The 25,278-nt window shown below is 35.2% G+C and carries 28 protein-coding genes; 3 read left to right on the forward strand and 25 right to left on the reverse strand.

Translation table 11 applies throughout. The annotated features are described in order from the left end of the window. Window position 1: 1 nt before the first annotated feature. The 13 genes from K4Z77_RS05025 to K4Z77_RS05085 form a co-directional block, all read right to left on the reverse strand. Entirely contained in the window at window positions 2-967 is a 966-nt protein-coding gene (locus tag K4Z77_RS05025) for a glycosyltransferase family 2 protein (RefSeq protein WP_224218643.1), read from the reverse strand. Beyond that, complete coding sequence (locus K4Z77_RS05030) at window positions 957-1,961, reverse strand: glycosyltransferase family 2 protein (protein WP_224218644.1); 1,005 nt, start codon at window positions 1,959-1,961, stop codon at window positions 957-959. The genes K4Z77_RS05025 and K4Z77_RS05030 overlap by 11 nt, the downstream gene beginning before the upstream one ends. Window position 1,962: 1 nt before the next feature. Continuing rightward, on the reverse strand, window positions 1,963-3,054 hold the full coding sequence (locus K4Z77_RS05035) for a glycosyltransferase family 4 protein (protein ID WP_224218645.1): 1,092 nt from the start codon (window positions 3,052-3,054) through the stop codon (window positions 1,963-1,965). A 9-nt stretch (window positions 3,055-3,063) separates the two neighbouring features. Then, on the reverse strand, window positions 3,064-4,035 hold the full coding sequence (locus K4Z77_RS05040; protein WP_224218646.1) for a capsular polysaccharide synthesis protein: 972 nt from the start codon (window positions 4,033-4,035) through the stop codon (window positions 3,064-3,066). A gap of 6 nt (window positions 4,036-4,041) precedes the next feature. Continuing rightward, window positions 4,042-4,863 (reverse strand): LicD family protein, encoded by an 822-nt coding sequence (locus K4Z77_RS05045; protein WP_224218647.1) that lies wholly within the window; start codon window positions 4,861-4,863, stop codon window positions 4,042-4,044. A gap of 10 nt (window positions 4,864-4,873) precedes the next feature. Continuing rightward, entirely contained in the window at window positions 4,874-5,665 is a 792-nt protein-coding gene (locus K4Z77_RS05050; RefSeq protein ID WP_224218648.1) for a DUF4422 domain-containing protein, read from the reverse strand. A gap of 1 nt (window position 5,666) precedes the next feature. After that, entirely contained in the window at window positions 5,667-6,299 is a 633-nt protein-coding gene (locus tag K4Z77_RS05055) for a sugar transferase (protein ID WP_224218649.1), read from the reverse strand. Window positions 6,300-6,309: 10 nt separating this feature from the next. After that, on the reverse strand, window positions 6,310-7,002 hold the full coding sequence (locus K4Z77_RS05060) for a tyrosine-protein kinase (protein WP_224218650.1): 693 nt from the start codon (window positions 7,000-7,002) through the stop codon (window positions 6,310-6,312). Window positions 7,003-7,022: 20 nt separating this feature from the next. After that, the gene (locus K4Z77_RS05065) at window positions 7,023-7,706 is read right to left on the reverse strand and encodes a CspC family polysaccharide chain length determinant protein (protein WP_224218651.1); all 684 of its coding nucleotides are present in this window, start codon (window positions 7,704-7,706) and stop codon (window positions 7,023-7,025) included. Window positions 7,707-7,714: 8 nt separating this feature from the next. After that, a complete protein-coding gene (gene cps4B / locus K4Z77_RS05070; protein ID WP_224218652.1) occupies window positions 7,715-8,446 on the reverse strand; it encodes a capsular polysaccharide biosynthesis protein Cps4B in 732 nt (243 codons plus the stop codon). 6 nt (window positions 8,447-8,452) lie between these two features. Continuing rightward, window positions 8,453-9,901, reverse strand: a complete 1,449-nt coding sequence (gene cpsA / locus K4Z77_RS05075; RefSeq protein WP_224218653.1) for an LCP family glycopolymer transferase CpsA — start codon at window positions 9,899-9,901, stop codon at window positions 8,453-8,455. Between the two features lie 370 nt (window positions 9,902-10,271). Further along, window positions 10,272-12,230, reverse strand: a complete 1,959-nt coding sequence (locus K4Z77_RS05080) for a peptide ABC transporter substrate-binding protein (RefSeq protein ID WP_224218654.1) — start codon at window positions 12,228-12,230, stop codon at window positions 10,272-10,274. Window positions 12,231-12,424: 194 nt separating this feature from the next. Beyond that, window positions 12,425-14,032 carry a glycoside hydrolase family 13 protein gene (locus tag K4Z77_RS05085; RefSeq protein WP_224218655.1) on the reverse strand — a complete coding sequence of 536 codons (1,608 nt, stop codon included), beginning with the start codon at window positions 14,030-14,032 and terminating at the stop codon, window positions 12,425-12,427. A gap of 152 nt (window positions 14,033-14,184) precedes the next feature. Here K4Z77_RS05085 and K4Z77_RS05090 point away from each other — a divergent pair, with 152 nt between their 5' ends. Both K4Z77_RS05090 and K4Z77_RS05095 read left to right on the forward strand, forming a co-directional pair. Next, window positions 14,185-15,669 (forward strand): DUF1846 domain-containing protein, encoded by a 1,485-nt coding sequence (locus K4Z77_RS05090; RefSeq protein ID WP_224218656.1) that lies wholly within the window; start codon window positions 14,185-14,187, stop codon window positions 15,667-15,669. A 94-nt stretch (window positions 15,670-15,763) separates the two neighbouring features. Further along, window positions 15,764-16,246 (forward strand): S-ribosylhomocysteine lyase, encoded by a 483-nt coding sequence (locus tag K4Z77_RS05095; protein WP_000032547.1) that lies wholly within the window; start codon window positions 15,764-15,766, stop codon window positions 16,244-16,246. 185 nt (window positions 16,247-16,431) lie between these two features. On the opposite strand, the gene K4Z77_RS05100 is transcribed toward K4Z77_RS05095, so the two are convergent. From K4Z77_RS05100 to K4Z77_RS05125, 6 genes are all read right to left on the reverse strand, one after another. Beyond that, window positions 16,432-16,740, reverse strand: a complete 309-nt coding sequence (locus K4Z77_RS05100) for a DUF6287 domain-containing protein (RefSeq protein WP_224218690.1) — start codon at window positions 16,738-16,740, stop codon at window positions 16,432-16,434. 3 nt (window positions 16,741-16,743) lie between these two features. Next, window positions 16,744-17,301, reverse strand: coding sequence for a hypothetical protein (locus K4Z77_RS05105; RefSeq protein WP_224218657.1), 558 nt, complete (start codon window positions 17,299-17,301; stop codon window positions 16,744-16,746). Between the two features lie 87 nt (window positions 17,302-17,388). Then, window positions 17,389-18,165: a hypothetical protein gene (locus tag K4Z77_RS05110; RefSeq protein WP_224218658.1), complete on the reverse strand. Its 777-nt coding sequence runs from the start codon at window positions 18,163-18,165 to the stop codon at window positions 17,389-17,391. A 3-nt stretch (window positions 18,166-18,168) separates the two neighbouring features. Beyond that, window positions 18,169-18,570 (reverse strand): hypothetical protein, encoded by a 402-nt coding sequence (locus K4Z77_RS05115; RefSeq protein WP_050269440.1) that lies wholly within the window; start codon window positions 18,568-18,570, stop codon window positions 18,169-18,171. Between the two features lie 3 nt (window positions 18,571-18,573). Then, a complete protein-coding gene (locus K4Z77_RS05120; RefSeq protein WP_224218659.1) occupies window positions 18,574-19,011 on the reverse strand; it encodes a DUF6568 family protein in 438 nt (145 codons plus the stop codon). Next, window positions 19,004-19,843 carry an excalibur calcium-binding domain-containing protein gene (locus tag K4Z77_RS05125; RefSeq protein ID WP_224218660.1) on the reverse strand — a complete coding sequence of 280 codons (840 nt, stop codon included), beginning with the start codon at window positions 19,841-19,843 and terminating at the stop codon, window positions 19,004-19,006. The genes K4Z77_RS05120 and K4Z77_RS05125 overlap by 8 nt, the downstream gene beginning before the upstream one ends. 184 nt (window positions 19,844-20,027) lie before the next feature. On the opposite strand from K4Z77_RS05125, the gene K4Z77_RS05130 reads away from it, so the two are divergent. Continuing rightward, entirely contained in the window at window positions 20,028-20,354 is a 327-nt protein-coding gene (locus K4Z77_RS05130) for a helix-turn-helix domain-containing protein (RefSeq protein WP_224218661.1), read from the forward strand. A 328-nt stretch (window positions 20,355-20,682) separates the two neighbouring features. Here the strand turns inward: K4Z77_RS05130 and K4Z77_RS05135 are convergent, their stop codons facing one another. The 6 genes from K4Z77_RS05135 to K4Z77_RS05160 all read right to left on the reverse strand — a co-directional run bounded on the left by K4Z77_RS05135 (window position 20,683) and on the right by K4Z77_RS05160 (window position 25,251). Continuing rightward, complete coding sequence (locus K4Z77_RS05135; protein ID WP_224218662.1) at window positions 20,683-21,093, reverse strand: hypothetical protein; 411 nt, start codon at window positions 21,091-21,093, stop codon at window positions 20,683-20,685. 8 nt (window positions 21,094-21,101) lie between these two features. Continuing rightward, on the reverse strand, window positions 21,102-21,320 hold the full coding sequence (locus K4Z77_RS05140) for a hypothetical protein (protein WP_224218663.1): 219 nt from the start codon (window positions 21,318-21,320) through the stop codon (window positions 21,102-21,104). Window positions 21,321-21,424: 104 nt separating this feature from the next. Beyond that, a complete protein-coding gene (locus K4Z77_RS05145; RefSeq protein WP_224218664.1) occupies window positions 21,425-21,886 on the reverse strand; it encodes a hypothetical protein in 462 nt (153 codons plus the stop codon). A 17-nt stretch (window positions 21,887-21,903) separates the two neighbouring features. Next, on the reverse strand, window positions 21,904-22,182 hold the full coding sequence (locus K4Z77_RS05150) for a hypothetical protein (protein ID WP_016399101.1): 279 nt from the start codon (window positions 22,180-22,182) through the stop codon (window positions 21,904-21,906). Further along, the gene (locus K4Z77_RS05155; protein ID WP_050269434.1) at window positions 22,182-22,628 is read right to left on the reverse strand and encodes a hypothetical protein; all 447 of its coding nucleotides are present in this window, start codon (window positions 22,626-22,628) and stop codon (window positions 22,182-22,184) included. The genes K4Z77_RS05150 and K4Z77_RS05155 overlap by 1 nt, the downstream gene beginning before the upstream one ends. Before the next feature lie 517 nt (window positions 22,629-23,145). Then, entirely contained in the window at window positions 23,146-25,251 is a 2,106-nt protein-coding gene (locus tag K4Z77_RS05160) for an ATP-dependent Clp protease ATP-binding subunit (protein WP_224218665.1), read from the reverse strand. Between the last annotated feature and the right edge of the window lie 27 nt (window positions 25,252-25,278).

Consider the following 25,278-nt stretch of genomic DNA (forward strand, 5'->3'; position numbering starts at 1 on the left):
TTTATATCCCCTTATTCCGAACTATATTTTTAAATTTAAAATAAAATTCTGGAAACAACAAGAATAAGCTATATTTAAATTTAAATTTTACAGAGGCTTTAGAATTAAAGATTATACCCCAGTAAAATGAACTTACTTTTTTAACAATATTTCTTAAAGCTTTTGTGTCCGTAAAAGCTGCAGCTTCAGATATATTAAAAGAACCTTGAACAATTTTTAAATTTAACGCCTTTTCTACATTATTACCATCATAAAATTGTTTTATCTGAATTCTATTATTCTCACCCGCATCAAAAAAATCAAATCGTTTATCTGTGAATCGGGACTGTACGATACTTCCAAGACGACGATAGTAATGATAAGTAACAACCGGTGAAATAACTATTCGTTCAGCTAGTCTTAAATGTTCACCAACAACATAAAAATCTTCATAGATTTTTCCAATAGGAAAAGGGGCTCTTTCTAAAATGCTCTTGTGGTACAGTTTCGCACAGGCTGATACTGTTGCGACTTTATCTTCTAACATTAATTCTAGTGCTTCTTCTTTCGTAACTTTTTTACTAGATTCTAAATTAAATTGTTTCTTGCTAAATTTTTCATATTCGTTTGTAGTTTGAACCTTTGTTGATATCAAATCAGCTTGATATTTCTCTTGAATAAGAGACAATAATTCAAATGTAAAAGGCTCTATGTAATCATCCGGATCCAAAAAGAATATCCACTCATTAGTTGATTTTAGCACTCCATAATTACGCGCATCCGATAAGCCACCATTCTCTTTGTGAAATACTTTAATCCAATCATATTCTTGAGCATATTTATCACATAATTTTCCTGACTTATCAGTTGAACCATCATTGATTAGTAAGACCTCAAAATTTTTATAAGTTTGATTTACTAAACTTTCTATAGCATAATGAAGGTAGGCCTCAACATTATACACAGGAATAACTACACTAATATTCATCCATCTCACTCCATTCTTTCTGTTGCTTATTGATTAACGGTTTTAAGATGAAAGTAAATATATTCTTAAATCTAGCATTTATATAAATTAGTGAGACTGTTTTTTTCGAATGATCATATTTCCATCTATAATGGCATTTATGAGCGTAACTAAATAATCGGCTCGCTTCCTCGATATTATTATTCATTATAAACAACTGACATTGCTTGTTGATTAAGTATGTCAATACATCTTTGACTACTGGTTCTAAGTTCTTATCAAAGCGAATCACCTCATAATAATCGAGAATTTTTTTTGTTACTCTATTGTGATGGTCTGCTTTTTGTTTCATCACATTTAAATTCATACTCTGATCTTTTCTACCTAAAAAATATTGATAAACATTTAAATCAAAATAAACATAACTTTTTACATATTGTAAAGGTAACAAAGTATATTCCATATCAACATAAAAGGTTTTTTCACTTATATTAATTCTAGATTTTTTCAATATAGATGTTTTGTATGTCAGAGCATGCATGGGAATCCGTTTGAAAGGTATTCCCTCATATATTTTATTACAATCTAATATATCGGAAAAACCAATCTCTTTTTCAGTCTGATTATAGGTATGTTGTTCAGTATAATTTGTAATAATCATATCGACATCTACACCTTTAAGTTCTTCTAATAATTTTTCAAAACTCGGTACATCAATCCAATCATCCCCATCAATAACTTTAAAAAATTTTCCTTTAGATTCTTTTATACCAACATTAATCGTTGATCCATGTCCACCATTTTCTTTATTAACAAGTCTAATATTTAGACAACTATTAATAATTAAATTTTCTACAACTTGAAGTGAGTTATCTGTACTACCGTCATTAACAACAATCACTTCAAAATCCGCATAATATTTTTTATCTACTTGTTTAAATGATTCTATGCACTTAGTAATATATTGTTCAATATTATACATTGGTACTATGATTGTTACTAATTTATCGTACATTTCATTCTCCCGCCATTTTTTCTATCAATTCAATCCATCGTTCAGTAATTCTCTTTTTATTAAATTTATCAGTATCTAACATCGCATTTTGCGAAAAGCCTAATCTCAATTCATTATTTTCAATTAGTTCTATTATTTTTTGACTCATTTGATTTATATCAAAATTCTCAATTAGGTAACCATTTTCTTCATCCAATACAATTTCTGCTGGCCCTGTAGGACAATTAAAACTGATAATAGGTAGTCCATATTGTTTAGCCTCTAAAAGAACTAAAGGTAGTCCTTCATAACGGGAAGTCATTACATAAATAGCATGGTCTGGATAAATATTATCTGTACCTTTGACATTCCCCTTAAAATGAACTCGCGACAATATCCCACCTTTATCCAATTCAGTTATCAAATCTTGTTTTATTTGCTCATCACCAGAGCCGTATATATCCCACTGCCAATCAGGATATCTTGATAACACCTTGATTGCGACTTTCGATAAATAGTCGTAACCTTTTTGCTTGTGAAATCTACCGACAGTAATTAGTTTTTTAGAATCAAGATTATATTTTTTCTCTACATCTATAGAATTTATCCAATTATAAATGTAATCAACTCTTTTTGGATTTATCTTATATTTTTTTATATAATTATTTCTATCAGCAGTAGTTAGTGTAATTATCTTATCTGCAAGTCTTGCTCCAACATACCTTTGAAGTTTTTTCATAGTAGTATCTATATCTACGATAGAATTAGTGTGATCACAAGAAATAAATTTAGTTTTTAAACCAATAGTACTTGTTACAGCTACAATATTCATAGTCATTCCTATTCCGAAAAGGACTTCTATATTGTTTTCTTTAATATATGATCTTAATAGCTTTACTGCCTTAACAAAGTTCTTACTCATTGATATTCTTTTCGGAGATAGATTCTTATAACGAACTGCATTACTTAATGGAAAAAATATTTTTTCATTACTAATGAACGAAATTAAATGCACTTCATACCTTTCTGATAATTCATTTGATAAATTTATAGCTACCTTCTCTCCTCCACCTGAGTTATGCAACTCCCATTTCACTAAAGCTATTTTCTTCATTTTTTACCATCATTTCAATTTACTTTTAATTAACGCCGAATAATTATTTTCAGGATTACATTTTATTTTTTTATCTAATTTATAAGTCGTTTTAAAAATCTTCGTGTTTTCTGAAATATCTTCCCATATTTTTCTATCAAATTTTTCAGAAAAATGATTTTCAAGCCAAAATAAATTGGGATTAGATTTTTCTAATTCAAGCATTTGATTTTTAATCTTCTCATCGTATTTGTAAGCTATATCAAAAATATAATCTATCAATAAATAATCTACAGCGATATCGTATCTGCTATAATATTCAAAGAAAAAATCACGAGTAAAGCTAAATAATGAACTATTACCTGATAAAAAAAAACCTTTCCACCTATTATTCGAAATATTAGGAGAATAATCCTCTATTCCTCCTGTTTTTATTGTATAGTAATTCTGTAATAATAATGACGAATCAAAATCTTCCCTCATATATATAGTTGCATCTACCCAGGTTCCTCCGTATTTTGCCAACAACGAAACTCTTAATATATCTGAAATTTTAGTATAATCTATAATACCTAAATTCATTTTCTCCTTTATTAACTTAGGAAACACTATATATTTTTCTATCGTATCCTTTTCTAACAATATAAACTGAAAACCATTTAATTCTGCGAATTTCCTTATACTGTCGATTGTACACTTCACTAATTCTGGAGCATGTTCATATCCCTGCATCCACAATGTCCAAATAATTTTACTGTTTTTCTCATTACAAATGCTAAATTCATAATTTATTATAAATTCATAAAATTCTTTTTCCAAAAATCCTCTTGTTACATTGTGCCTTTTTTCACAAATTTTTCTCGCATTATTTTCTCCAATAATATGTGGAATCTGTCCAAGAAACTTTCCAGCTAATTGCCAATTTAATACATTATTAGGAAAATATGCTCTTTTTTTGCTTATATCTTGATAATAATTTAAAGCTTTTCTTAATTTATTCATTTATCATCATTCTCCTAAACTAACAATTTCATATTGATGGGGAAGTCTTTGTTCAATTGGAGGTAATGTCATATAATTATCACCATATATTGCTTTGAGATAATCTTTGTATTTATTTGGACAGTTCAGTTTTATTCCTTCAAAATCTAATTTAACAGGTTCACCAAAATAACAACTTGGCACTAACTCACGAAGTTTATATGCCCCTGTAAAATTACCTGCATAACCTTCTGTTATACTGTATTTCTTTATAGTAGCTAGATACTTTTGTTGCGCTTTTTCAAAAGACAGTAAATTTTCAATAATTAAAATCCCTGCAATTTTAATTATTACTTTCTCATACCAAGGTCTGTTGGTTTTATTTTGATTCACTATTGAATTGAATTGAGATAACTGTACCATCATTCTTCTAAATAGGTACTGTTTCTCGTGTAGTTTTCTCTTCACACCTTTTTCAGGTAGACCATCAATCGGAAATATATCTATCCACAAACTCTCCTCTTGCTCTATATTACTATAATTCATAACAATCTTTGTTGAAGTATCTCGAATTACAGAAAAAGCTTTTTTATAATCTGGAGTATCTTCACTTAAAAATAGATATCTATCATTAAATTTTTCGCTAGCTATTTTTTTAAATTTCTCATAATCTTCTCTGGGCATACCAATGTCTATATCATCATCCCAAGGAATGAATCCACCATGCCTAACGGCACCTAATAATGTTCCACCTAGTGCATAATACGTCAAGTTATTTTCTTCGCATGTTTCGATAAAAATTTTAAGTATTTCTAAAATTTTATTTTGAATTATTTTTATCTCAGACATATTTCCCCCTCTAGAAACTTTCTTTATATTTCTTTTTGAAAAACTTCGCTTGTAGGAATGATAAACCTTTCTTAAATAGATTTACTTTTTCCATATACATAAAATGTGCTTCCGTAGGAGTCAAGTTATTCTTCGCCAACCATACATTAAATAACAACTCACTTACTCTTCCAAAGAGACGGGCTTCAAAAGGTGTTAAATCTGATAAATCCATACATTCATACATACTATCTAAAATTGGAAATAGCCAAGTAAAATAATCATCGGCTAGTTCTTTTTTCATAATAAACATATTGAACATATAGCCACTTCTCTGCTTCATTACCTTATCAAAACTTGCTAGATATTCAGGATTTTTCTGTTCAATCATTTTTCTAGCTAGGTCTAAGTGGCTAGCATCCAAGGTATGAGCATAGTGAGAATAGAGGGTTTCTATATAGTACTTTCTTCTTTTGGGAACGATGACTTCTGATTTCTCTAATAGTTCCTCAATTTCATATCTATTTAAGATCACATCATCAATATTTATTGATTCATTGTATCTTTTCGTCATTTTAGTAAAATAACGACGATAGTGTACCAAACCTAAATAGTCGCACTCTAAATTTTTCCATGCCCAATAGAGACCAGTAAGTTCACAATAGTAAGGATTTAAAACGGAAATATTTTCACCAGAATTATCCCCTTGAAATCCTAAGTCTTCCTTTCCTTCACATCCCACGTGAATTGGTAAATATACACTTGTATCAACAGGCATTTTATATTTTTTATGTGTTGCTACTAATATTTTTATATTCTTCATGTTAATTATTATTACCCATTAAAACTGTATAAAACCCCTTCAAAATAAGCAAAAAATCAGTCTTGAAAGATACATTATCAATATATAATAAATCTAGATCCATTCTATCTCCAAATGGCATGTCATTTTTATTTGGCGTAACTTGCCAATAACAAAGCAAACCAGGTTTCACAGATAATCTTCTAGACATCTTTAAAGCATTCCCCACTTCTCTATGAGTAAGAATATGATGAGTAATCTCAAATTGTTGTAATGGACGAGGTCCCACTATAGCCATATCACCTTTTATAATATTCAATAATTGAGGCAATTCATCAATTGAAAGTTTTCGTATCACTTTACCGACTTTTGTAGTCATACCTAGAGAATGTTCTTTAAAATTTAGACGATCAGTTTTACCAGTATTAATACTTTCCTTTATTCTCTGATCAGCATCTTTATACATGCTCCGAAATTTTATTACTTTGAATTTTTTTCCATTTAAACCAACTCTATCTTGTAAATAGAAAACATCTCCTGGATCTTCTATCCAAATAGCCAGAATTGTTATAGGAATAATCGGTATGATTATCAAGGTAATAAATAGGAAAAACGCCAAAAATCTATCTAAAGTATTTTTTAAAATCAAATACATTTTTAATTAATTATTTCTTCCCATAAGCTCCATAGGAACCATAAACTCCATAAGCTCCATATTTTTCAACTTCTGTGTTAAACTTATTTAGAATTACTCCTAAAAAGGAAGCTCCTGTTTGTTCTAACTGTTCCTTCGCCTTTAAGACATCACGACGCTTTGTCTCTCCTGCTGCTGTTACTAAGATAGAAGCGTCACATTTTTGTGTAATAATCGCTGCATCAATAACCATCCCAATCGGTGCAGTATCCACAATGACATAGTCAAAATACTTACGTAGGGTATCAATCATAGCATGGAAATTTTCACTCTGCAGGAGGGCTGTTGGATTAGGTGATACAGGACCTGCCTGAATAACAAATAGATTTTCAACATTTGTATCACAAAGTCCCTTAGATAGATCTGTGGTCCCTGCCAAAAAGTCAGTCAATCCAGTAATTTTTTCCCTTGACTTGAAGACCCCAGACATAACTGAATTACGGATATCCGCATCCAACAATAAAGTTTTATAGCCCGCATGCGCAAAGGCCCAAGCAATATTTATTGACGTTGTCGATTTTCCTTCACCAGGTTTGACAGATGAAATGGCAATAACTTTCAAATTATCACCACTCAATTGAATATTGGTGCGCATAGCATTGTAATGTTCTTCAGCTTTTTTCGCAAAAGCTAGACGTTTCTGTGCAATTTCTAATGTTGGCATATTTTCTCCCTTACTTTAACTTATTCAAATTCTGGAACAATTCCTAAAAGTGCAACCTGCATGACTTCTTCGACATCTTCTGGTCGTTTGACACGATCATCAAACAATTCAAGCAATAAGACCAAAATCACCATCATTGCTCCACCTGCTAGAAAAGCAAGTAAGGTATTTCGACGAATATTAGGTGAGGATGGTGTTAGTGCCGGTCTCGCTTCCTCTAGTGTTGTCACATCTGATACACGAGTAACTTTAATAATTTTTTCAGCAGCCACCTCACGAAGAGCATTTGCGATACGACTGGCCTCTTCTGGTTGATCATCCTTCACAACAATCGATACGATACGAGTATCTACAGGCACTGTTACCTGAATCTTCTTTCTTAATCCTTTGCCTGATTGCTCTAATTTAAGATTTGAAATAACTTTCTCCAGTACATCTTGCGAAAGGATAATTTCCTTATAGTCTTTTACCAGATAGGTACCCGCCTGCAAATCCTGGTTAGTCAATCCTACATTTTCAGACTGATTACGGTTAACAACATAGATACGAGTTGTACTCGAATACTCAGGTGTCAGTACAAAACTACTTACGCCAAAAGCTAGAACAGCTGCTACAATCGCAGTTAGGATAATAGCGATTTTTTTCTTCCAAAGGATTTTAAATAATTGGACAATGTCAATTGCGATTTCTTTATTTTCTTTCATGTCAACTCCTAAATAATCTGATCAGCTAAGATGAGGCGAGGATTTTCGATAAATAATTCTCTCGCTCTTCTTTCACCGTATTGTTTTGAGATAAGTTCATAGGCTTCTTTCATATAAGGGGGGCGTTTGTTCAAATTGTGCATATCACTAGCAACAAAATGAACCAAATCACGCTCAAGAAAATACCTAGCTCTTTTCTTCATAAATTTGTAGTTATCCCCAAACAACTTTGGTTTTAAAACACTTGAACTGTTAATTTGTGTATAACAGCCCATATCAATCAACTCTTTTACCCGTTTTTCGTTATTTTCTAATTCATGATAACGTTCAATGTGAGCAACTACAGGCGTTATCCCAAGCATGAGAACATTGCTCAAAGCAGTATGGATTTCCCTGTAAGGGGTAGCCATACTAAACTCAATGAGAGCATAGCGTGTCCCATTAAGACTTGGAATCACCTGTTTTTCTAACTTCTCAAGCACATCATGTGTATAATAAATTTCTGCTCCATAGAGAATGGTCAAGTCTGGAGCCACTTCTTTGGCTAGCTCCTTAACTTCTTGGAAGTTTGCTTCTATCGTCTCCTCAGGAGTTTCAAACATCCCTTTTCGTCTATGCGATGTCGAAACAATAGTCCTTACCCCTTGCCTATAGGCTTCTGTCAGAAGCGCCTTGCTTTCTTGCTTAGTTTTCGGACCATCATCCACACCAAATACAATATGCGAATGAATATCAATCATTTTGTCTTATTTTCCTTCCATCACATCATTGATTGCAGCTTTGACTGACTCTAAACTGCTATCACTAATCTCCATCATGTAGAGATTGCTATCAGGCATGGCATAAGATGGCAAATCCATACGCCCTGTTCCTTTAAGATCTTGCGAATTGATCTTATAAGTTCCACCACTCTCAAGTTGGGCATTGACCAAGTTTATCATGGTTTCAAGCGGCATATTGGTTTGCACGGAATCTTGTAGCCCTTTTATGATACTGTCATAATTTTTCAAAGCTTCTGTAGAGGTTAACTTTTGCAGAATAGCCACAATGACCTTTTGCTGGTTACGACCACGATCCCGGTCTCCATCTGCCAGAGAATAGCGCTCACGCACAAAGCCAAGAGCGTCTTTCGAATCCAAATGTAATGTACCTACCGGATAATTTTGCCCATTATTTGTATGTGCATTAAACTCTTGATCATTATAGACGTCAACTCCACCAAGGAGATCAATCAATTTCAAGAAAGAGGTGAAATTCAAACGAGCATAATAGTTCAGGTCAATACCGTAGAGATTTTCCAGCGTATGAATGGAAGCATCCACCCCATAAATCCCCGCATGGGTCAACTTATCTTTTTGGTTTTTGCCACCATCTGCAATTGGAACATAGGAATCACGAGGTGTCGTTGTCAAGAGAATCTTTTTAGTTTCGCGATTAACTGTCATAATGATATTGACATCCGAACGAGAAACTGAACTGATTGGACCGTAAGTATCAATTCCACTGATATAAACGTTGAAACTGTTACCTTTGACATCTTTTGGAGTTTCAACCGTCTTGGTTAATTCTTTGGTATAAATTTTCTTAATTTTTGAAGCATAGTCAGGATATTCTGATTCTATAATATTTTCAAAGACGCTATTTAGAATGATTGCCTTTGTATCACCGGCTAGCAAGCTCTTATAGGCCGCAAGATAAGAACTACTTTCTTCGACTGATAGTTCCTTATTTTGACTAGCTTTCAGATCATTCATCAACTGTTGGATATTATCCTTATCCGTCCCAGTAGGCCCCATAACACTAGATAATTGGGCAACATTATTGATATCGCTATCCTTTAAAACTACAACACTGAGGGAATACTCTGAATAATTTGAAGTTGCATTAATATGATTTGTAAATCCTACAAATTGTTGCAGAGCAAATACAGAAACTGAACTCACTAAAACAGCAAGTGTTAAAAAGAAAATCGTGAACTTTTCTGCTTTTTTATAGATTATTAGTATTGTGGCAATCACAGCAACTATCAAGGCAAATACTGCGACTACTATATTAACGTGCCTGAAAGCAAGTATATTGTACTTAAAGATTAAGAACAACAAAAAACCGACTAACAATAAATAGATAGTCAACAAAACCATATTAACACTTCGCTTCACTTTCTGTGAACGTGATTTTTTAAAACGTCTACTCATGATTAACACCTATACATTTAATGCTACTATTATATCACTTTTTTACGATAAATTCTACATCTAGCCAGTTTATAAACCTCCTTCAATATAGATTATTTGAACCTCATAAATACTGATACTTCTCTTCAAAGCATACCAGTACAACCGTATCATAGTTATATGTTACCGTAGACAATCTCAAAACAAGTCTTTGAGATTCTGTGTATATCTTCCTAGTTGCTCTTTGATTTCCATTGAGTATTAAACCCTCAAAATTAATACAGTATTTCATTTACCATTCAACATAACTAGACAACTACTAGCCCGTACAGCCAAAAAACAGCCCTATTAAGATGGCTTTATAAAAACCATCCAATAGAACTGCTCATCATTATTTAACATGTTTTTCTGCTTCTTTTTGAGCTTTTTCGACCGCTTTTTTGCTTTCTTGCTCCCATTTAGCCTTAGCTTCTTCAAACCGCTTAGTCGTCACAGTATCTTTTTGCAGTTTCATGTACTTGTAGTTATTGCCGTCACCCTTGATGCCGACCAATGAATAACCTCTTGTAAATGGCGTTACTTTGGTGACAGATGCTGTTCCACCACTTGACATAGCTGACATGATCAGAGAATTGTCAATCATCCAAGCCTGTGCTTCAGCATATTTTTCATAGCGTTTGGCTACATCTTTATTTTCGCTATCTGCATCTTTGAGCATCTTGGTGTAGGTATCAAGCCCCAAGCTAGCAATTTTAGCTTTATCTTCTTGAGCATCTAGACCAAAAATCTTGAGATAGAAGCCATCCTCGGCATTGAAAGGATTGAGATAAGTTGACGGATCTTGGTAGTCACCTACCCAACCATCAAAGTTCAAATCATAGTCTCGATCAGCTGGTGTCGGTGCCAAGAAGGCTACGTTATTAAAATCATCTGTTGAAAGTTGCTGAACATCAATGACAATGTTATCAGCACCCAAAACTGACTCAAGGGTCTGCTTAACAGAGTTCATACCTGTCACGGCATTCTTACTTGTTTGATCAACAGCCACATCCAAGTGAATAGGGAAAGTCACACCTTGACTTGCCAATTCTTTTTTAGCTTCCGCAAATTTTGCTTGGGCTTTTTCTTTGTTGAAATAGGCATCCTGAGCATCTGCCAAGTTAATCTCTGACCATTCTGTGCCATAGTTGACCAATTTAGAAGCGACTACTTCTCCAAAGGTCTTGTCTCCAACTTGGACAAATGTAGGAGGCACTAGGGTGTTACGAAGGGTCTTGCTAGCTGCTTCTTCCCCATTTGACTGAGCAGAATAGGCTGTGCGGTCCAAGGCGAAGTTCACTGCTTGGCGGAAGTTCTTGTTCAAAACAGCTGTCTCAGTTGACTTCTTCTGCTCATCTGTCGTTTTAGACGTATGGTTGTAAGCCTTACGGTTGACGTTGAAATTGAAATACCAAGAAGTCTTGTCCTGCAAGCTATAGACGATATTATCCTTATATTTTTCCTTAGTCTTAGCAAAGTTTGAACTATTTGGATAAACCCCAGCGATAGAATAAGCTCCACTTTCAAAATTACGGATGGTCAATTCTTGGTCTGAACCATCAAAGTAAGCCAATTTTACGTGTTCAATTGATACTTTGTCATGATCGTAGTAATGCGGATTTTTCACATACTCGATCGATGATTTTGATGTGAAATCTTTTAACAAATAAGGTCCGCTGTAGAGAATGCTATCTGGCGAAAGGGTACCAAAATCTTTCCCTTTTGAATTTAGAAACTCTTCGTTGACTGGGAAAAGAATACTATTCGTTGTTTTTGAATTCCAGTAGGGTTCTGGACGTGCCAAAGTATACTCAACAGTCTGGTCGTCAATGGCCTTCACCCCAACCTTAGAAAAGTCAGAATCCGCTCCTGTAATATAATCATTCAAGCCCTTGATCGAGTTTTGAATCAAGTCAATTGCCTGTGATTTATTGTCCACTGCGTACTTAATCCCTGTCACAAAATCTTGTGCTTTGACTGGGGCGTACTCTTCACCGTCAGCCGTGAACCATTTGGCATCTTTTCTCAGTTTATAGGTATAAGTTAGACCGTCGCTTGAAACAGACCAGTCTTCTGCCAAAGATGGAACTAGGTTTCCATGATTGTCATTTTCAAGCAAACCATCAACTAGGTTAGTAATAATAGCTGTATTGTCAGCGTAATAATCTAATAAGTAATTAAATGTAGTTGGATTTCCACTAAAGGTTGATGAGTAAGTTTTTGTATCTGAACCTGATTGACCGCAAGCGGCTAAAAGCAAGGTAGCCGCAAAAGTCAGGCCTGCGCCAAGTACACGCTTTTTTGTAGTCATCTTCTTTCTCCTTTATGTTAGTTTTTATAACATATATTTATTTTACCAAAATAGTGGGAATTTGTAAAGTTAATTGAATTTTGAGAATGAAAGTTTATAAACTTTAGTCATAAAAAACAAAGGATTTCTGTCTTTCATACAGTCCTCCCTTGTTTTTATTCGATTTCAATTTTAAATTTTTCTGTAAAAAATATTTATAGTAATTCCACACAGAAAGCATCCCATGGAGACAAGATTTGTTTTTCAAAGACTTCTTGAGCTAGTGTGTTTTCAATCAAGACAGACTTGACTTTTCCTTCTACTGTCAAGTCTTGCTCTTCATTGGACAAGTTAGCCACAACTAGGAAACGACGGTCCCCATCTTTACGGATATAGGCGAAGACCTTGTCAGTTGTTCCCAAGAGTTCAAAGTCAGCTCGAATCAGCCAGCTGTTTTCCTTACGGATTTGAACCAGTTTCTGATAGGTATAGAAAATAGAATCTGGATTTACCAGTGCTTCTTGAACGTTGATTGCTTGATAGTTTGGATTAACTGCCAACCATGGTTGACCTGTTGAGAAACCAGCATTTTTGCTCTCGTCCCATTGCATAGGAGTACGGGCATTATCACGTCCAATGACACGGATACTGTCCATGATTTCTTCCATCGGAACACCTTTTTCAAGAGCTTCACGCGCATAGTTGAGGGATTCAATATCTTCTACTTGGTCCAGCGTTTCAAACGGATAGTTGGTCATCCCAATCTCCTCACCTTGGTAGATATAAGGAGTTCCTCTCATGAGATGAAGTAAGATTGCAAAGGCTTTGGCAGATTTTTCGCGGTATTCTTGGTCATTTCCCCAGATTGAGACGATACGAGGAAGGTCATGATTGTTCCAGAAGAGGGAATTCCAGCCGTCCTCAACGCCTAACTCTGTCTGCCATTTGTTGAAGATTTCTTTTAACTTAGGAATATTCAGTTCTTTTTGATAGTGCCACTTAGGCTGACCTTCCTGATACTGAAGACCGATATGTTCAAAATGGAAGACCATAGACAATTCTTGCCCCTTTGGATCAGAGTAGAGCTTGGCAATCTCTGGCGTTGCTCCCCAAGTCTCCCCTACCGTCAAGAGATCCTTATCTCCAAAAGTCGCCTGATTCATTTCCTTGAGATAGGGGTGGAGCATGGGACCATTATTGACTACCTTCTCGTCAGGAATTTTACCAATCATGTCAATGACATCCATACGAAAGCCACTAATCCCTTTATCAATCCAGAAGTTCATCATCTCATAAATTTTCTGGCGAAGTTTTTCATTCTCCCAGTTGAGATCCGGCTGTTTCTTACTGAAAAAGTGAAGATAGTATTGACCTGACTTTTCATCGTATTCCCAAGCAGATCCACTAAAGATAGACTCCAAATCATTGGGTTCGTCCCGCCAGATATAGTAGTCTCTCTCAGGGCTATCAGGATTTTCACAAGCCTCGACAAACCAAGCATGTTCATCTGAGGTATGATTGACCACCAAGTCCATGATGATACGAATATCACGCTTCTTAGCTTCTGCGATTAGTTGATCCATATCCTCCATGGTTCCGAAAATAGCTGCAATCGCTTGATAATCAGCAATATCATATCCATTGTCATCCATAGGACTGTCATAAACAGGCGAAAGCCAAATCGCTGTGATTCCTAACTTAGCTAGATAGTCTAACTTACTGGTAATACCTGGCAAATCACCAATTCCATCTCCGTTGCTATCCATAAAGCTCTTAGGATAAACTTGATAGACTACGGCATTGTGCCACCATTTTTCTTGCATCTTCTTACCTCATTATTTTCATAATCTACAGTCTATGATAGCGTTTTTCAGATTTTTATGCAAGCGTTTGCCTAATCTTTTTGATTCCTTTTTTAACTCCATAGTTTCCTAACTTCCAATTTTTTATTATAATAGAGGTCAGAGGTAAAAAAATGAAAAAACAAGCTTTTAGTTCTGAACAATATTTGAATTTACAACGCGACCATATTTTGGAGCGCATTAACCAATTTGACGGCAAGCTCTACTTGGAGTTTGGTGGCAAAATGTTAGAAGATTTCCACGCTGCTCGTGTTCTTCCTGGTTATGAGCCTGACAATAAAATCAAGCTCTTGCAAGAATTGAAAGAGCAGGTTGAGGTCGTGATTGCTATTAATGCAAGTAATATCGAGCATTCCAAGGCACGTGGTGACTTGGGCATTTCTTATGACCAAGAAGTTCTTCGTTTGATTGATAAATTCAATGAATTGGGAATTTTTGTTGGCTCTGTTGTCATCACACAGTATGCTGGTCAACCAGCTGCAGATGCCTTCCGCAACCAACTTGAGAAAAACGGAATTGATTCTTATCTTCACTATCCAATCAAAGGATATCCAACGGATATGGATCACATCATTTCTCCAGAAGGTATGGGGAAAAACGACTACATCAAAACCAGTCGTAACTTGATTGTCGTAACCGCTCCTGGACCTGGTTCTGGAAAATTGGCAACGTGTATGTCCAATATGTACCACGACCAAATCAATGGCATCAAGTCTGGCTACGCTAAATTTGAAACCTTCCCAGTTTGGAATCTTCCCCTTCATCACCCAGTCAATTTGGCCTACGAGGCTGCCACAGCTGACCTTGATGATGTCAACATGATTGATCCTTTCCATCTCCAAACCTACGGAGAAACCACTGTCAACTACAATCGTGATATCGAGATTTTCCCAGTGCTCAAGCGCATGTTAGAACGCATTCTAGGTGAATCTCCATACGCTTCACCGACAGATATGGGGGTCAACATGGTTGGTTTCGCTATTACAGACGATGAAGCTGCTGTCGAAGCCTCTAAACAAGAAATCATCCGTCGCTACTATCAGACTGTTCTTGATTTCAAAGCCGAAAAAGTTGGCGAATCTGCTGTCAAGAAAATTGAGTTGCTCATGAACGACCTCGGTATCACACCTGCAGACCGTAAGGTTGCTGTCGTTGCGCGCCAAAAAGCAGAAGAAACTGGCGGACCAGCCCTAGCCCTTGAATTGCCAAGCGGAGAAATTGTCACTGGTAAGAACTCAGAGCTCTTTGGTCCTACAGCCGCTGCCTTGATCAACGCTATCAAGAAATCAGCTAACATTGCTAAAGAAGTAAAACTCATCGAGCCTGAACTTGTCAAACCGATCCAAGGTCTTAAAATCGATCATCTCGGTAGCCGCAATCCACGCCTGCATTCAAATGAAATTTTGATTGCACTTGCCATCACAGCTACAGAAAATCCTGATGCTGCCCGCGCTATGGAAGAACTTGGCAACCTCAAAGGAAGCGAAGCCCACTCAACTATCATCTTAACCGATGAAGACAAGAATGTCCTTCGTAAACTAGGTATCAACGTAACCTTTGACCCTTACTACCAATACGACCGCTTGTATCGTAAGTAACGATTTCAACCTCTCCACTCTCGGAGAGGTTTTCTCTCTGCCTCAGGAGCCAGCTTTATGTTATAATGAAAGAAGAAAACTGAAAGGATTTACCATGTCAAAAGAAGTTATTGTCGAAAGTTTTGAACTTGACCACACCATTGTTAAAGCACCTTATGTTCGCTTGATTGGGGAAGAAACAGGGCCAAAGGGAGACATCATCTCCAACTATGATATTCGTTTAGTGCAACCCAATGAAGACTCTATCCCTACTGCTGGCCTTCACACTATCGAGCACCTCTTAGCCAAACTCATCCGTACCCGCATTGACGGTATGATTGATTGCTCACCATTTGGTTGCCGCACAGGATTCCACATGATTATGTGGGGGCGCCACACCAGCGCTGAAATTGCGGCTGTTATCAAGGATTCGCTCAAAGAAATCGCTGAGACTACTACTTGGGAAGACGTCCCTGGAACAACCATCGAATCTTGCGGAAACTATAAGGACCACAGCCTTTTTTCTGCTAAAGAATGGGCAAAACTTATTCTAGAACAAGGGATTTCAGATGATGCCTTTGAGCGTCATGTGATTTAAACGCAAAAAAGAGGCTAGGCAAAAAAGGCTTCAAAACCAGAAAAACGCATAGTATCAAGTGTTAAAAATCTTGATATTATGCGTTTTATTGTAGGAAGATTTTCTAAATTAGGAACTAAACAAATCTAAACCACTTCATCTAATCCTCTTTTATGCCATTATTTTCAATCAAGATTAATTTTGATTTAATCTATTTTGTAAAATACCTGTTCGGAGCTATTCGGAGGAGTTTGTCCAGCTGTGATTCTATTTTTGCTTAAATCAGAATCAACCCACTTTATAGTAATACCAATCGGATAAACATCTATTCCGTAACCTGTAGGCCCAGTCCTTACATCAAATCCTATAACTCCATCAGTTGATATTCCTCCCCTATTTATCTGTCCTCCTTTTACTAAACCATTCTTATTAAACACTATTTCATGTCCTAACTCATTCCTCCAAGTACCAGCTATACTAGAGAAGTTGCCTTTTAGTATTGCCTTTGTATCAATTTCTTATATTACATTTTCTGTGTGCTTTTCTTCTGTGGGAGTCGTGATAAGTGTGGCATCAGTAGCAACCCAGAATTGAAATTTTTCAGAGTCTTCCATGATTTTGATTGTGAAAGTAACGGTTGCTCCTTCTTGCCATCCCTTAATCATAGATTTCTTAATTTGTACTTGTACACCAGTTATAGGAGCATTATTAGCTTTTACCCAAGATGTGCTGGATGATGCAGAGAAACTAGAAGTAGTAGAGGAGCTTTGTTGTGAAGATTGACTATCTACTGCTTCTATATTCCTATCTGACTGTCTAAAGAACAAAAATGTAGCTCCTATAATAGTAAGAATTAGAAATGTAATTGAGGTTATAAGAATCCAAAGATTGTTGTTCTGTGGCAGGGGACAAACTACTACGTGATTCTGATTCTGGTAAACTTCAACAATATCGTTTACTTTAGGGTGAAAAGTTAACTCATTGATAGGAACATTTAGAGTCTCATTTGTGTGGAGTCGAATAATAACATGTGTATCTGAAACGTGAATAATTTGATTATGGATTTTATTTTTCATGTAGTATTAGTTTTCGTACATATAGGCAATCATAAGAGGTAGTGTTTTTGTGTTTTTGTGGCTTTGAAGACCGTTTCATAACTTATCCTAATTATCTGTTTCATGCAGATAAGCAATCATAAATGGTCGTAGTATTACAGAATTATCTTTTGTAGTCTGCAGAACTCCATAAGTTTTTCCATACAACACTAATTTATCACCTTCTACTATGACTCTTGATAAGTAACCGTTAGGAATAAAAACAGCAATAGGTTCCCCATATCCTGAACCTAATTCATTTGAAACAATTTGTATTACAGTACCTTTATCCTCTGAATCTTTTACTTGTACAACTTCCCCACTAACTCGTATTTTCATATAGCGAGGTAATTCATCATGAATCCATTTATCATAGTCAAATGACGAGGTATATTTCTGCTTATCCATCCTTTCTTCATCGTCGATTGTTAATAAAGACTTAGGAACAAGTCCTGATATCGAAGATTTTGTAGAACTAGAGCTACTTTCTTGAGATGAAGAGCTAGAACTACTCTTAGATGAAGACGTAGAGGACTTAGAAGAACTAGAGGTATTCTGTGATGTAGTTATTTGATTCATTATAAAATATGCACTAACTGACAAAACAATAACTACAAGAGCTATTAAAATAGGTTTTATCTTACTTTTTCTAGATTTATGCTTTTTTACTGGGGTACTTTCCTTACTATCTTCAACCCTTATAACAATATCACCATAAACCTCTACATAATCCCCTATTGTAGGTTCAAAGTCACAAGATTTAATGGCAATTTCCTTTAAACTTCCATCTTCATAACCTATGTAAGCAGTATCTTCAATTATTTTAATAATTTTTCCTTTATTCATTATTTATATACTCCCCCATACAATGGCTCCTAACCACATTCCAAAAATCATAGCACCAGTTGCACAAATCATTATAACAGTTCCTTGTTCTTTATCACCTCTGCTTCTGATGAGATATCCTAAAACAATACCTATTACTCCAAAAATAAAAGGGAGAAATAGTAGAGAAGTTGCTGTGCAAATCCATCCCCATATTTTCAACGTTTTAGTATTATTTGGATTATTTGAATTTGTTGTAAGTTTCCTAGTAATGATGTAGTTTCCATCAGTACCAAAGACTTCCACCTCTTCTCCAACCTCTGGGAGGAAATCAAAGTATTTTCTTTCTATCTCTAGGAGACTACCATCAGCCTTACCTAGATATATCGTTTCAATATTGTCCTTAAGTATTTTGTATGTATTCATTATTTATTCCTTTCTTATAAATGATTCAACCACTTCAACACTAGCTTGACTTGCTTTCGGTAATATGTCGTATACTGTACCATTTGTGAAGTAAGTGAGATTGGGGATTGTTTTGAATCCTACAGTTGTTTTGAAGTTATTCCAACTAGTCTTATCTATATGCTCACTATCCAAGTAATACACAGTTATCTCAGTTTCATCTACTGCTTTTGCTAGCTTTGGAGCAAATTCTTGACAGTATGGACAACTTTCTCTCCCTGTGTATAGGTAAAAGCTTTCTTGATGTTGTATTTTCTGTTCTACAGCCTCTAAACTTATCTTTTGAAGTCTATTTACAGCTATCTGGTAGTCTGTTTGTGGCAGAGTGGTTAAGTATGCTGTGAATGTGACAATGATAATAAGTAGTAGTGAAAGTAGAATAAGAACTTTTTTACTATTCATCACATCCGTATCCGTCTTTGTCTCTATCTAACCATGGACCGTATTGGGGGTCACTAGCAGGTATATTTACACGTCCTGCTTTGCGTGCTTCCTTACAGTTTTTGAACGGTCTTAAATTTGATTGTGGAGTAGGCGTAGACGATTGTGTAGGAGTAGTTGTAGTGTGAGATGAAGCTTGTTCTTGCTCTTTTTCTCGTGAAGATGCTTTCCTTTCCTCCTCTTTTGATTTGGAGGCTTCAATACTTGCTTTTTCCTCTTCTTGTTGTTTTTCTGTTTTTCTCACTTCGCTGATTACTAACGAGCCTTTACTGATTGAATCATATTTTTCTAAAGATACTGTATTTCCTGTATAGACCATAAGTTCATTTATTTTTACAGCTAGTGATTCAGGTGTACGGATAAGAAGTTTCTTACCTGTTATGTTGTACTCACGATATTCATCTTTTTCTTCAATCCCAATTACCTCAGCTTCAACTTCGTAGAGTTTATCAGTGTTAGAGAGTTTGTATGCTAGTTCTCTCAGTGCTTTGGCTCGCAGTATGATTTTAATTTGTGGTGTATTTAGATAAGCATCTACAGCTATATGTCCAGTTGGAGACCATTTCTCTATTTTAGAGCTAGTTTCACTACTGGATGATGAAGTAGAGGAAGAAGAACTAGACTGTTTAACTTGTGAAGACTGTTTGACGGAATCATTAGCCTTAGTTTGAACTTGTGAGTGTTTAGTGCTACCGCTAGTTAATAGCGTGAAGAACAAAATGAGGATAAGCAATAGTACAATACTACCTATAATCTTTTGTTCTTTGCTTAATTCCTTAAGCTTTTTAAGCATATATATCCTCCTGATATTTAACTTTATTTAATGAAATAAAAGAAATATTTCCTAACAGTTATAATTATATCACACAAACTTTAACAATAGAATATATTTTTAACAAATATTAAATTATAGAGAATGTAAACCTGATTGTTTAATCTATAAGATAGATAGTAGATTTAACATAGAGGGTGAAGGAATGGATGATATATTAGAAAATATAAGTAATCAGATACGAGACTTACGAGTTTCAAAGAAGATTACACAACAAGAATTAGCAGAAAGAACAAATCTAAGCGTTCCTTATATCAGTCAGATAGAAAATAATCACAGAAATATCTCTTTGGAAACTTTTGTGAAGATTGTTGATGCTTTGGAAGTTTCATTGAGTGATTTTTTCTTACCTTATTCTGTGCCACAAGATACTGAGATGATGGAACTGCTATTGAAGATTCAGAAACACCCACAGCATAAGATGATTGTTCATAAGGTGATGGAAATACTTGAATTAAGCCAAGATAGTTAGTGATAAATAAAAAGCACTAAAGAGTAATTTATCCGAAATATATCTAACTGTAGACAGTTACTTTAGTATCTATTGCTATTTCAATCATGCTTCAGATTGTTATAGTCTCTTTTGAAGTAATTTTCAATAGTAATCTGTGGGTCAGGTAATTAGAAATTATCCGTACTTTTTGCATATTGTGAGGATTAAAAGTTACGTTATTTAGACAAGGAATGAGAATTATTTTTCTTTATTGAAGAAGTCTATTAAAAAATAAAAATAAAAAAGAAAGCACTGAATCTGAGTATCCAGTGCTTATCTATTACCTTAAGAAACGTGTTACCTCTTACTAGAATGTTAAAAGTACTCTAACGATTATTGCTAGGATTGTCGCAAATATTGCTGCTCCGAATATCAAAGTAGCACTATCTTTCTCTCCTTTTTCTTTTAGAAGGCGACACATTACTGAGGGGATAACAGCAATGACGGGGTGTAGTACTATTATGCCAATTACTCCAGCCCATGCAGTAAATTTAATTCTTTTTATTGTCCAATATCCTTTTTCTTCTTTCTTTTCTGTGGGAACTTCACTAGACTTTTGAGTTATGATATAGGTTCCTTCAGATTGATATACCTCTACCATATCCCCTAGTTGTGGTACAAAATTAAAAGAAGTGTGGTCAACTTTTAGCAAAGTTCCGTCATCTCTACCTAAATAGATTAGAGTTTCTTCGATTTTAATAACTTTATACGTATTCATAACTTCTCCTAATTGTCATACATGTAAGCCACCATATAAGGCAGTGTTTTTGTAGCTTTAAAGACCGTTTCATAACTTTGTCTTCCTTTTGCTAGTCCGTACAATATTATATGGTCATCTTCAGCTATAACTCTATTATTGTACTCCGAAGGAATAGAAACTAAGATAATTTTATCATAGTCATCATTTATGGCTACACGCAGTGTATAGGCTTTCCCATCTTCCATAGCTTGTAAAACTTTACCATATACTCTTACTTTAGTATCTACGGCTATTTCATCATGATTCCACTTGTTATAGTCTACTTCACCATAATTTGCTTTATCATTATCTACAGTAATCTTAGGTTTTGATGGTGCTGAGGATGATGAACTAGAGCTACTCTCTTTAGATGATGAAGGTGTAATAGAGCTACTTGCCTTTGAAGAGGATGAAGAGCTAGAACTACTCTTAGATGAAGAGGTAGAGCTGCTTTTTTGGATGATGATGAAATTTGTTTTGATGTTGTTTGATTGTTTAAAATTTCGTCTTTAGTATTTATAAAACTTATAACAATAATTACAAACAGTAGTAGTAGAGTGACTATAATTCCTATTTTTTTAAATTGGTTCTTTTTCTCTATGTTGTTCTTGTTGATGTCGACTTTTATGACAATACCTTCGTAAACTTCCACATAGTCCCCTATACTAGGCTCAAAGTCACAAGATTCAATAGGAATTTCCTTTAAACTTCCATCTTCATAACCTATATACACTGTGTTCTCAGTTATCTTTAAAATTTTTCCTTTATTCATACTTTCTTTACCTTTTATCAGTGAAATTTGTCTTTATCTATCTGGTAAGGTCTTATATCTCCTTGTAGTCTCACTATATAATAATCTTCATATTCAACTACCTGTGAGACTATCCCTGTAACCTTAACAGATTCAAATTCTTCAGTATCTAAATTCTGTTCTACAGTCCAAAAATAGATTTCATCTCCAATTTCAATACGGTTTAGAGAACTTCTACATCCTGACAGCAAAATAAGAAATGTGATTACTAAAAGAAATTTTAATAACCTCTTAGCTTTTCCTAACTGTACTAACATTATTTATTTTGTATTCTAACTCCTGAATACTCTTTATATAATGATTTTCTATGACTCTTGTTTAATGTATAAGTCATAGTAATAGTTATAGAGTCAACTTTTTTAGTTTTATCACTAGCTGTCCATTGTATCTTGTAAATAGATTTATCTTCAATACCAATAGCAACAATAGCTTCATTTTCTTTTAATTCATTTTTATCAGCATTGTTTTGGAAATAATACTCCAGCTCACTTTTATTAAATTTGTCAGCGTCTTCTTTGAAATCTATATAACCAAACCCCTCAAAACCAACTAGTTTTTTATCTTTATCTATAGTTATAAGTCCTAAATCTGTATTATAGCTTCCCTCAATCATTTCAATTTTACTTAATTCTTTCTTGCTACAACCAGCCAACACAAAAAGAATAGACAATAATATAACTCCCAATATTTTCTTTTTATTCATAAAAAGCCTCCTGTTTTATATTTATGTTTAAAATATTGTTAAACACTACCCTAATTATACCACAAATAAATATACTTTAGTTAATCTTTTTTAAATTATTTTTAACTAAAGTAAATAAAAATATGTCCCCTTAACCTATAAGATAAATAGCGAGACTTATCACAGAGGTTAAAGCTATGGGAGATATTCTACATTCTGTGCCACAAGATACAGAAATGATGGAACTGTTATTGAAGATTCAGAAACACCCACAGCATAAGATGATTGTTCATAAGGTGATGGAAATACTTGAATTAAGCCAAGATAAATAAGCGTAAATAAAAAAACGAATAAACTAGTTTTCTGAAAATCAGAATTCTGTTTTATTCGCTTTTTTGTTTTATCTATTTATGCCCATTATTCTCAAAAATTGAAATTTCTATAATGGAGTCACTCTCTAGTTCTTATTTTGTTTTTATTGAGTATAAAATCCAAAATCTTTTATCCAGTCTCTTCTCTTTATCCTCAAAATCTTGATTTAGGCTTTTTCACGAATGACCAAAACACCATCTTCCATGTCAGCTTCTAGGTGTTTAGCATCAAGGTTATCCAAGTGGAAGTCTGTGACTTTGTCACGGATTTGTTGTTCAACCACGCGACGGAGAGGACGAACACCCATGACTTCGTCATAACCTTCTTCTGTGATATAGTCCTTAGCTGCTTGACTGACTACCAAATCAATGTCTTTCTTAGCCAAGGTTTGGTTAACTTCAGCCAACATCAAGTCCACAATCTTAGAAAGGTCTTCCTTCGTCAAGTGTGAGAACTCGATAACTGCGTTAAAGCGGTTAAGGAATTCTGGGCGGAAGAATGGTTTCAAACGGTCCATCAATTCTGGTTTGTCCGCATCTTCTGTCAAGTTAGCTTCATAGCCAAATCCAGCATTTGATGTTGCGATAATAACTGTGTTCTTGAAGTTTACCGTATTTCCTTGACCATCGGTCAAACGACCATCATCCAAGACTTGAAGGAGAAGAGTGATCACTTGAGGATCAGCCTTTTCAATTTCGTCGAGAAGGACGATTGAGTATGGATTGCGACGGACGCGTTCTGTCAAGGTATTGTTGTTGTCATCATAACCAACATAACCTGCAGTTGTACCAATCAATTTAGATACGGCTGTGCGGTCGCTGTATTCTGACATGTCCAAACGGATGATAGCATCTTTCGTTCCGAACATATCTAGAGCCAATTGTTTAGCCAACTCAGTCTTACCAACACCAGTAGGACCTACAAAGAGGAAGCTACCGATTGGACGGTTACCTTCATCAAAACCAGCACGGTTACGACGGATAGCTTTTGCTACTGCTTCAACGGCCTTATCTTGACCAATAACTTTCGTCTGCAAACGATGACCCATATCTTTCAAACGTTCGATGTCCGTAGCCCCCATTTGAGATACTGGAATACCGGTCATTCGTTCTACAGATTCAGCCACATCGTTGACACTTGCAGTCACTTTCATATCTTCTGTATGGTTTTCGATTTTCTTTTCCAATTCTGCAATGCGTGTTTTATAGTTTAGAGCTGCTTCAAAATCTTCTGCCTCAACTGCTTTTTCTTGCTTGTCTTTTTCCGCTTCGATTTCTCGTTCAACAGCATGCACATCTGTTACAGGATGCTGAGCTGCCAAGTGAGCTGCCGTTACATCGACAAGGTCAATAGCCTTATCTGGCAAGCTACGTTGAGGAATGTATTGTACAGAATAATCCACTGCTGCTTTCAAGACTTCATCTGGCAAGATGACATTGTGGTGTTGTTGATAGAGATCACGAATTCCTTGAAGAATTTTAAAGGTATCCTCTGCTGAAGGAGCATTGACCTTGACTTCGTTGAAACGACGAGCAAGAGCTGCATTCTTCAAGATGGTGTTACGGTATTCATCTTGAGTCGTTGCCCCAATCACTGTCAATTCTCCACGAGAGAGGGCTGGCTTGAGAATGTCCGCGAGACCTTTAGAACCACTGTCTCCACCTGTGCTACCAGCACCGAGAATTTGGTGAATTTCATCAAAGAAGAGAATGATATTTCCTGCTTCTTTTACTTCATTGACTAAGTTTTGAACGTTTTCTTCAAAACTACCGCGGTATTGAGTCCCAGCCTCAAGACCAGAGATATCAATGGAAATAATTTCCTTATTTTTGATAGCAGCTGGGACATCACCATTCACAATGGCTTGTGCCAAGCCTTCGACAACGGCTGTCTTACCAACGCCTGCATCTCCGACCAAAACAGGATTGTTCTTGGTACGGCGTGAGAGGATTTCAGATGTTTCTTGAATTTCCTTGTTTCGTCCGATAACAGGATCCAACTTGCCTTCACGAGCTTCTGCTGTCAAGTTACGACCTAGTTTAGCAAGCACACCGTCTTGTTTCATACCTGATGCCTGTTGTGGCATTTTTCCATCAACTTCTGCATTTCCTGGTAATTGACCAGTCGCACGATAGTGAGCAAATTCCTCAGGTGTCACTTCACGTCCATTAATCAAGTAACGTCGATTTTCAGAACTATATCCTCGCATACCACCCATCAATTGGTTAAATAAATCATCCATGTTGTTAAAATTATTAAAGTTGTTATTCATATTCTTTACCTCTTTTTGTTATTTATT

Source organism: Streptococcus mitis subsp. hohhotensis (assembly GCF_020089495.2).
In the GTDB taxonomy this organism is placed as follows: Bacteria; Bacillota; Bacilli; order Lactobacillales; family Streptococcaceae; genus Streptococcus; species Streptococcus hohhotensis.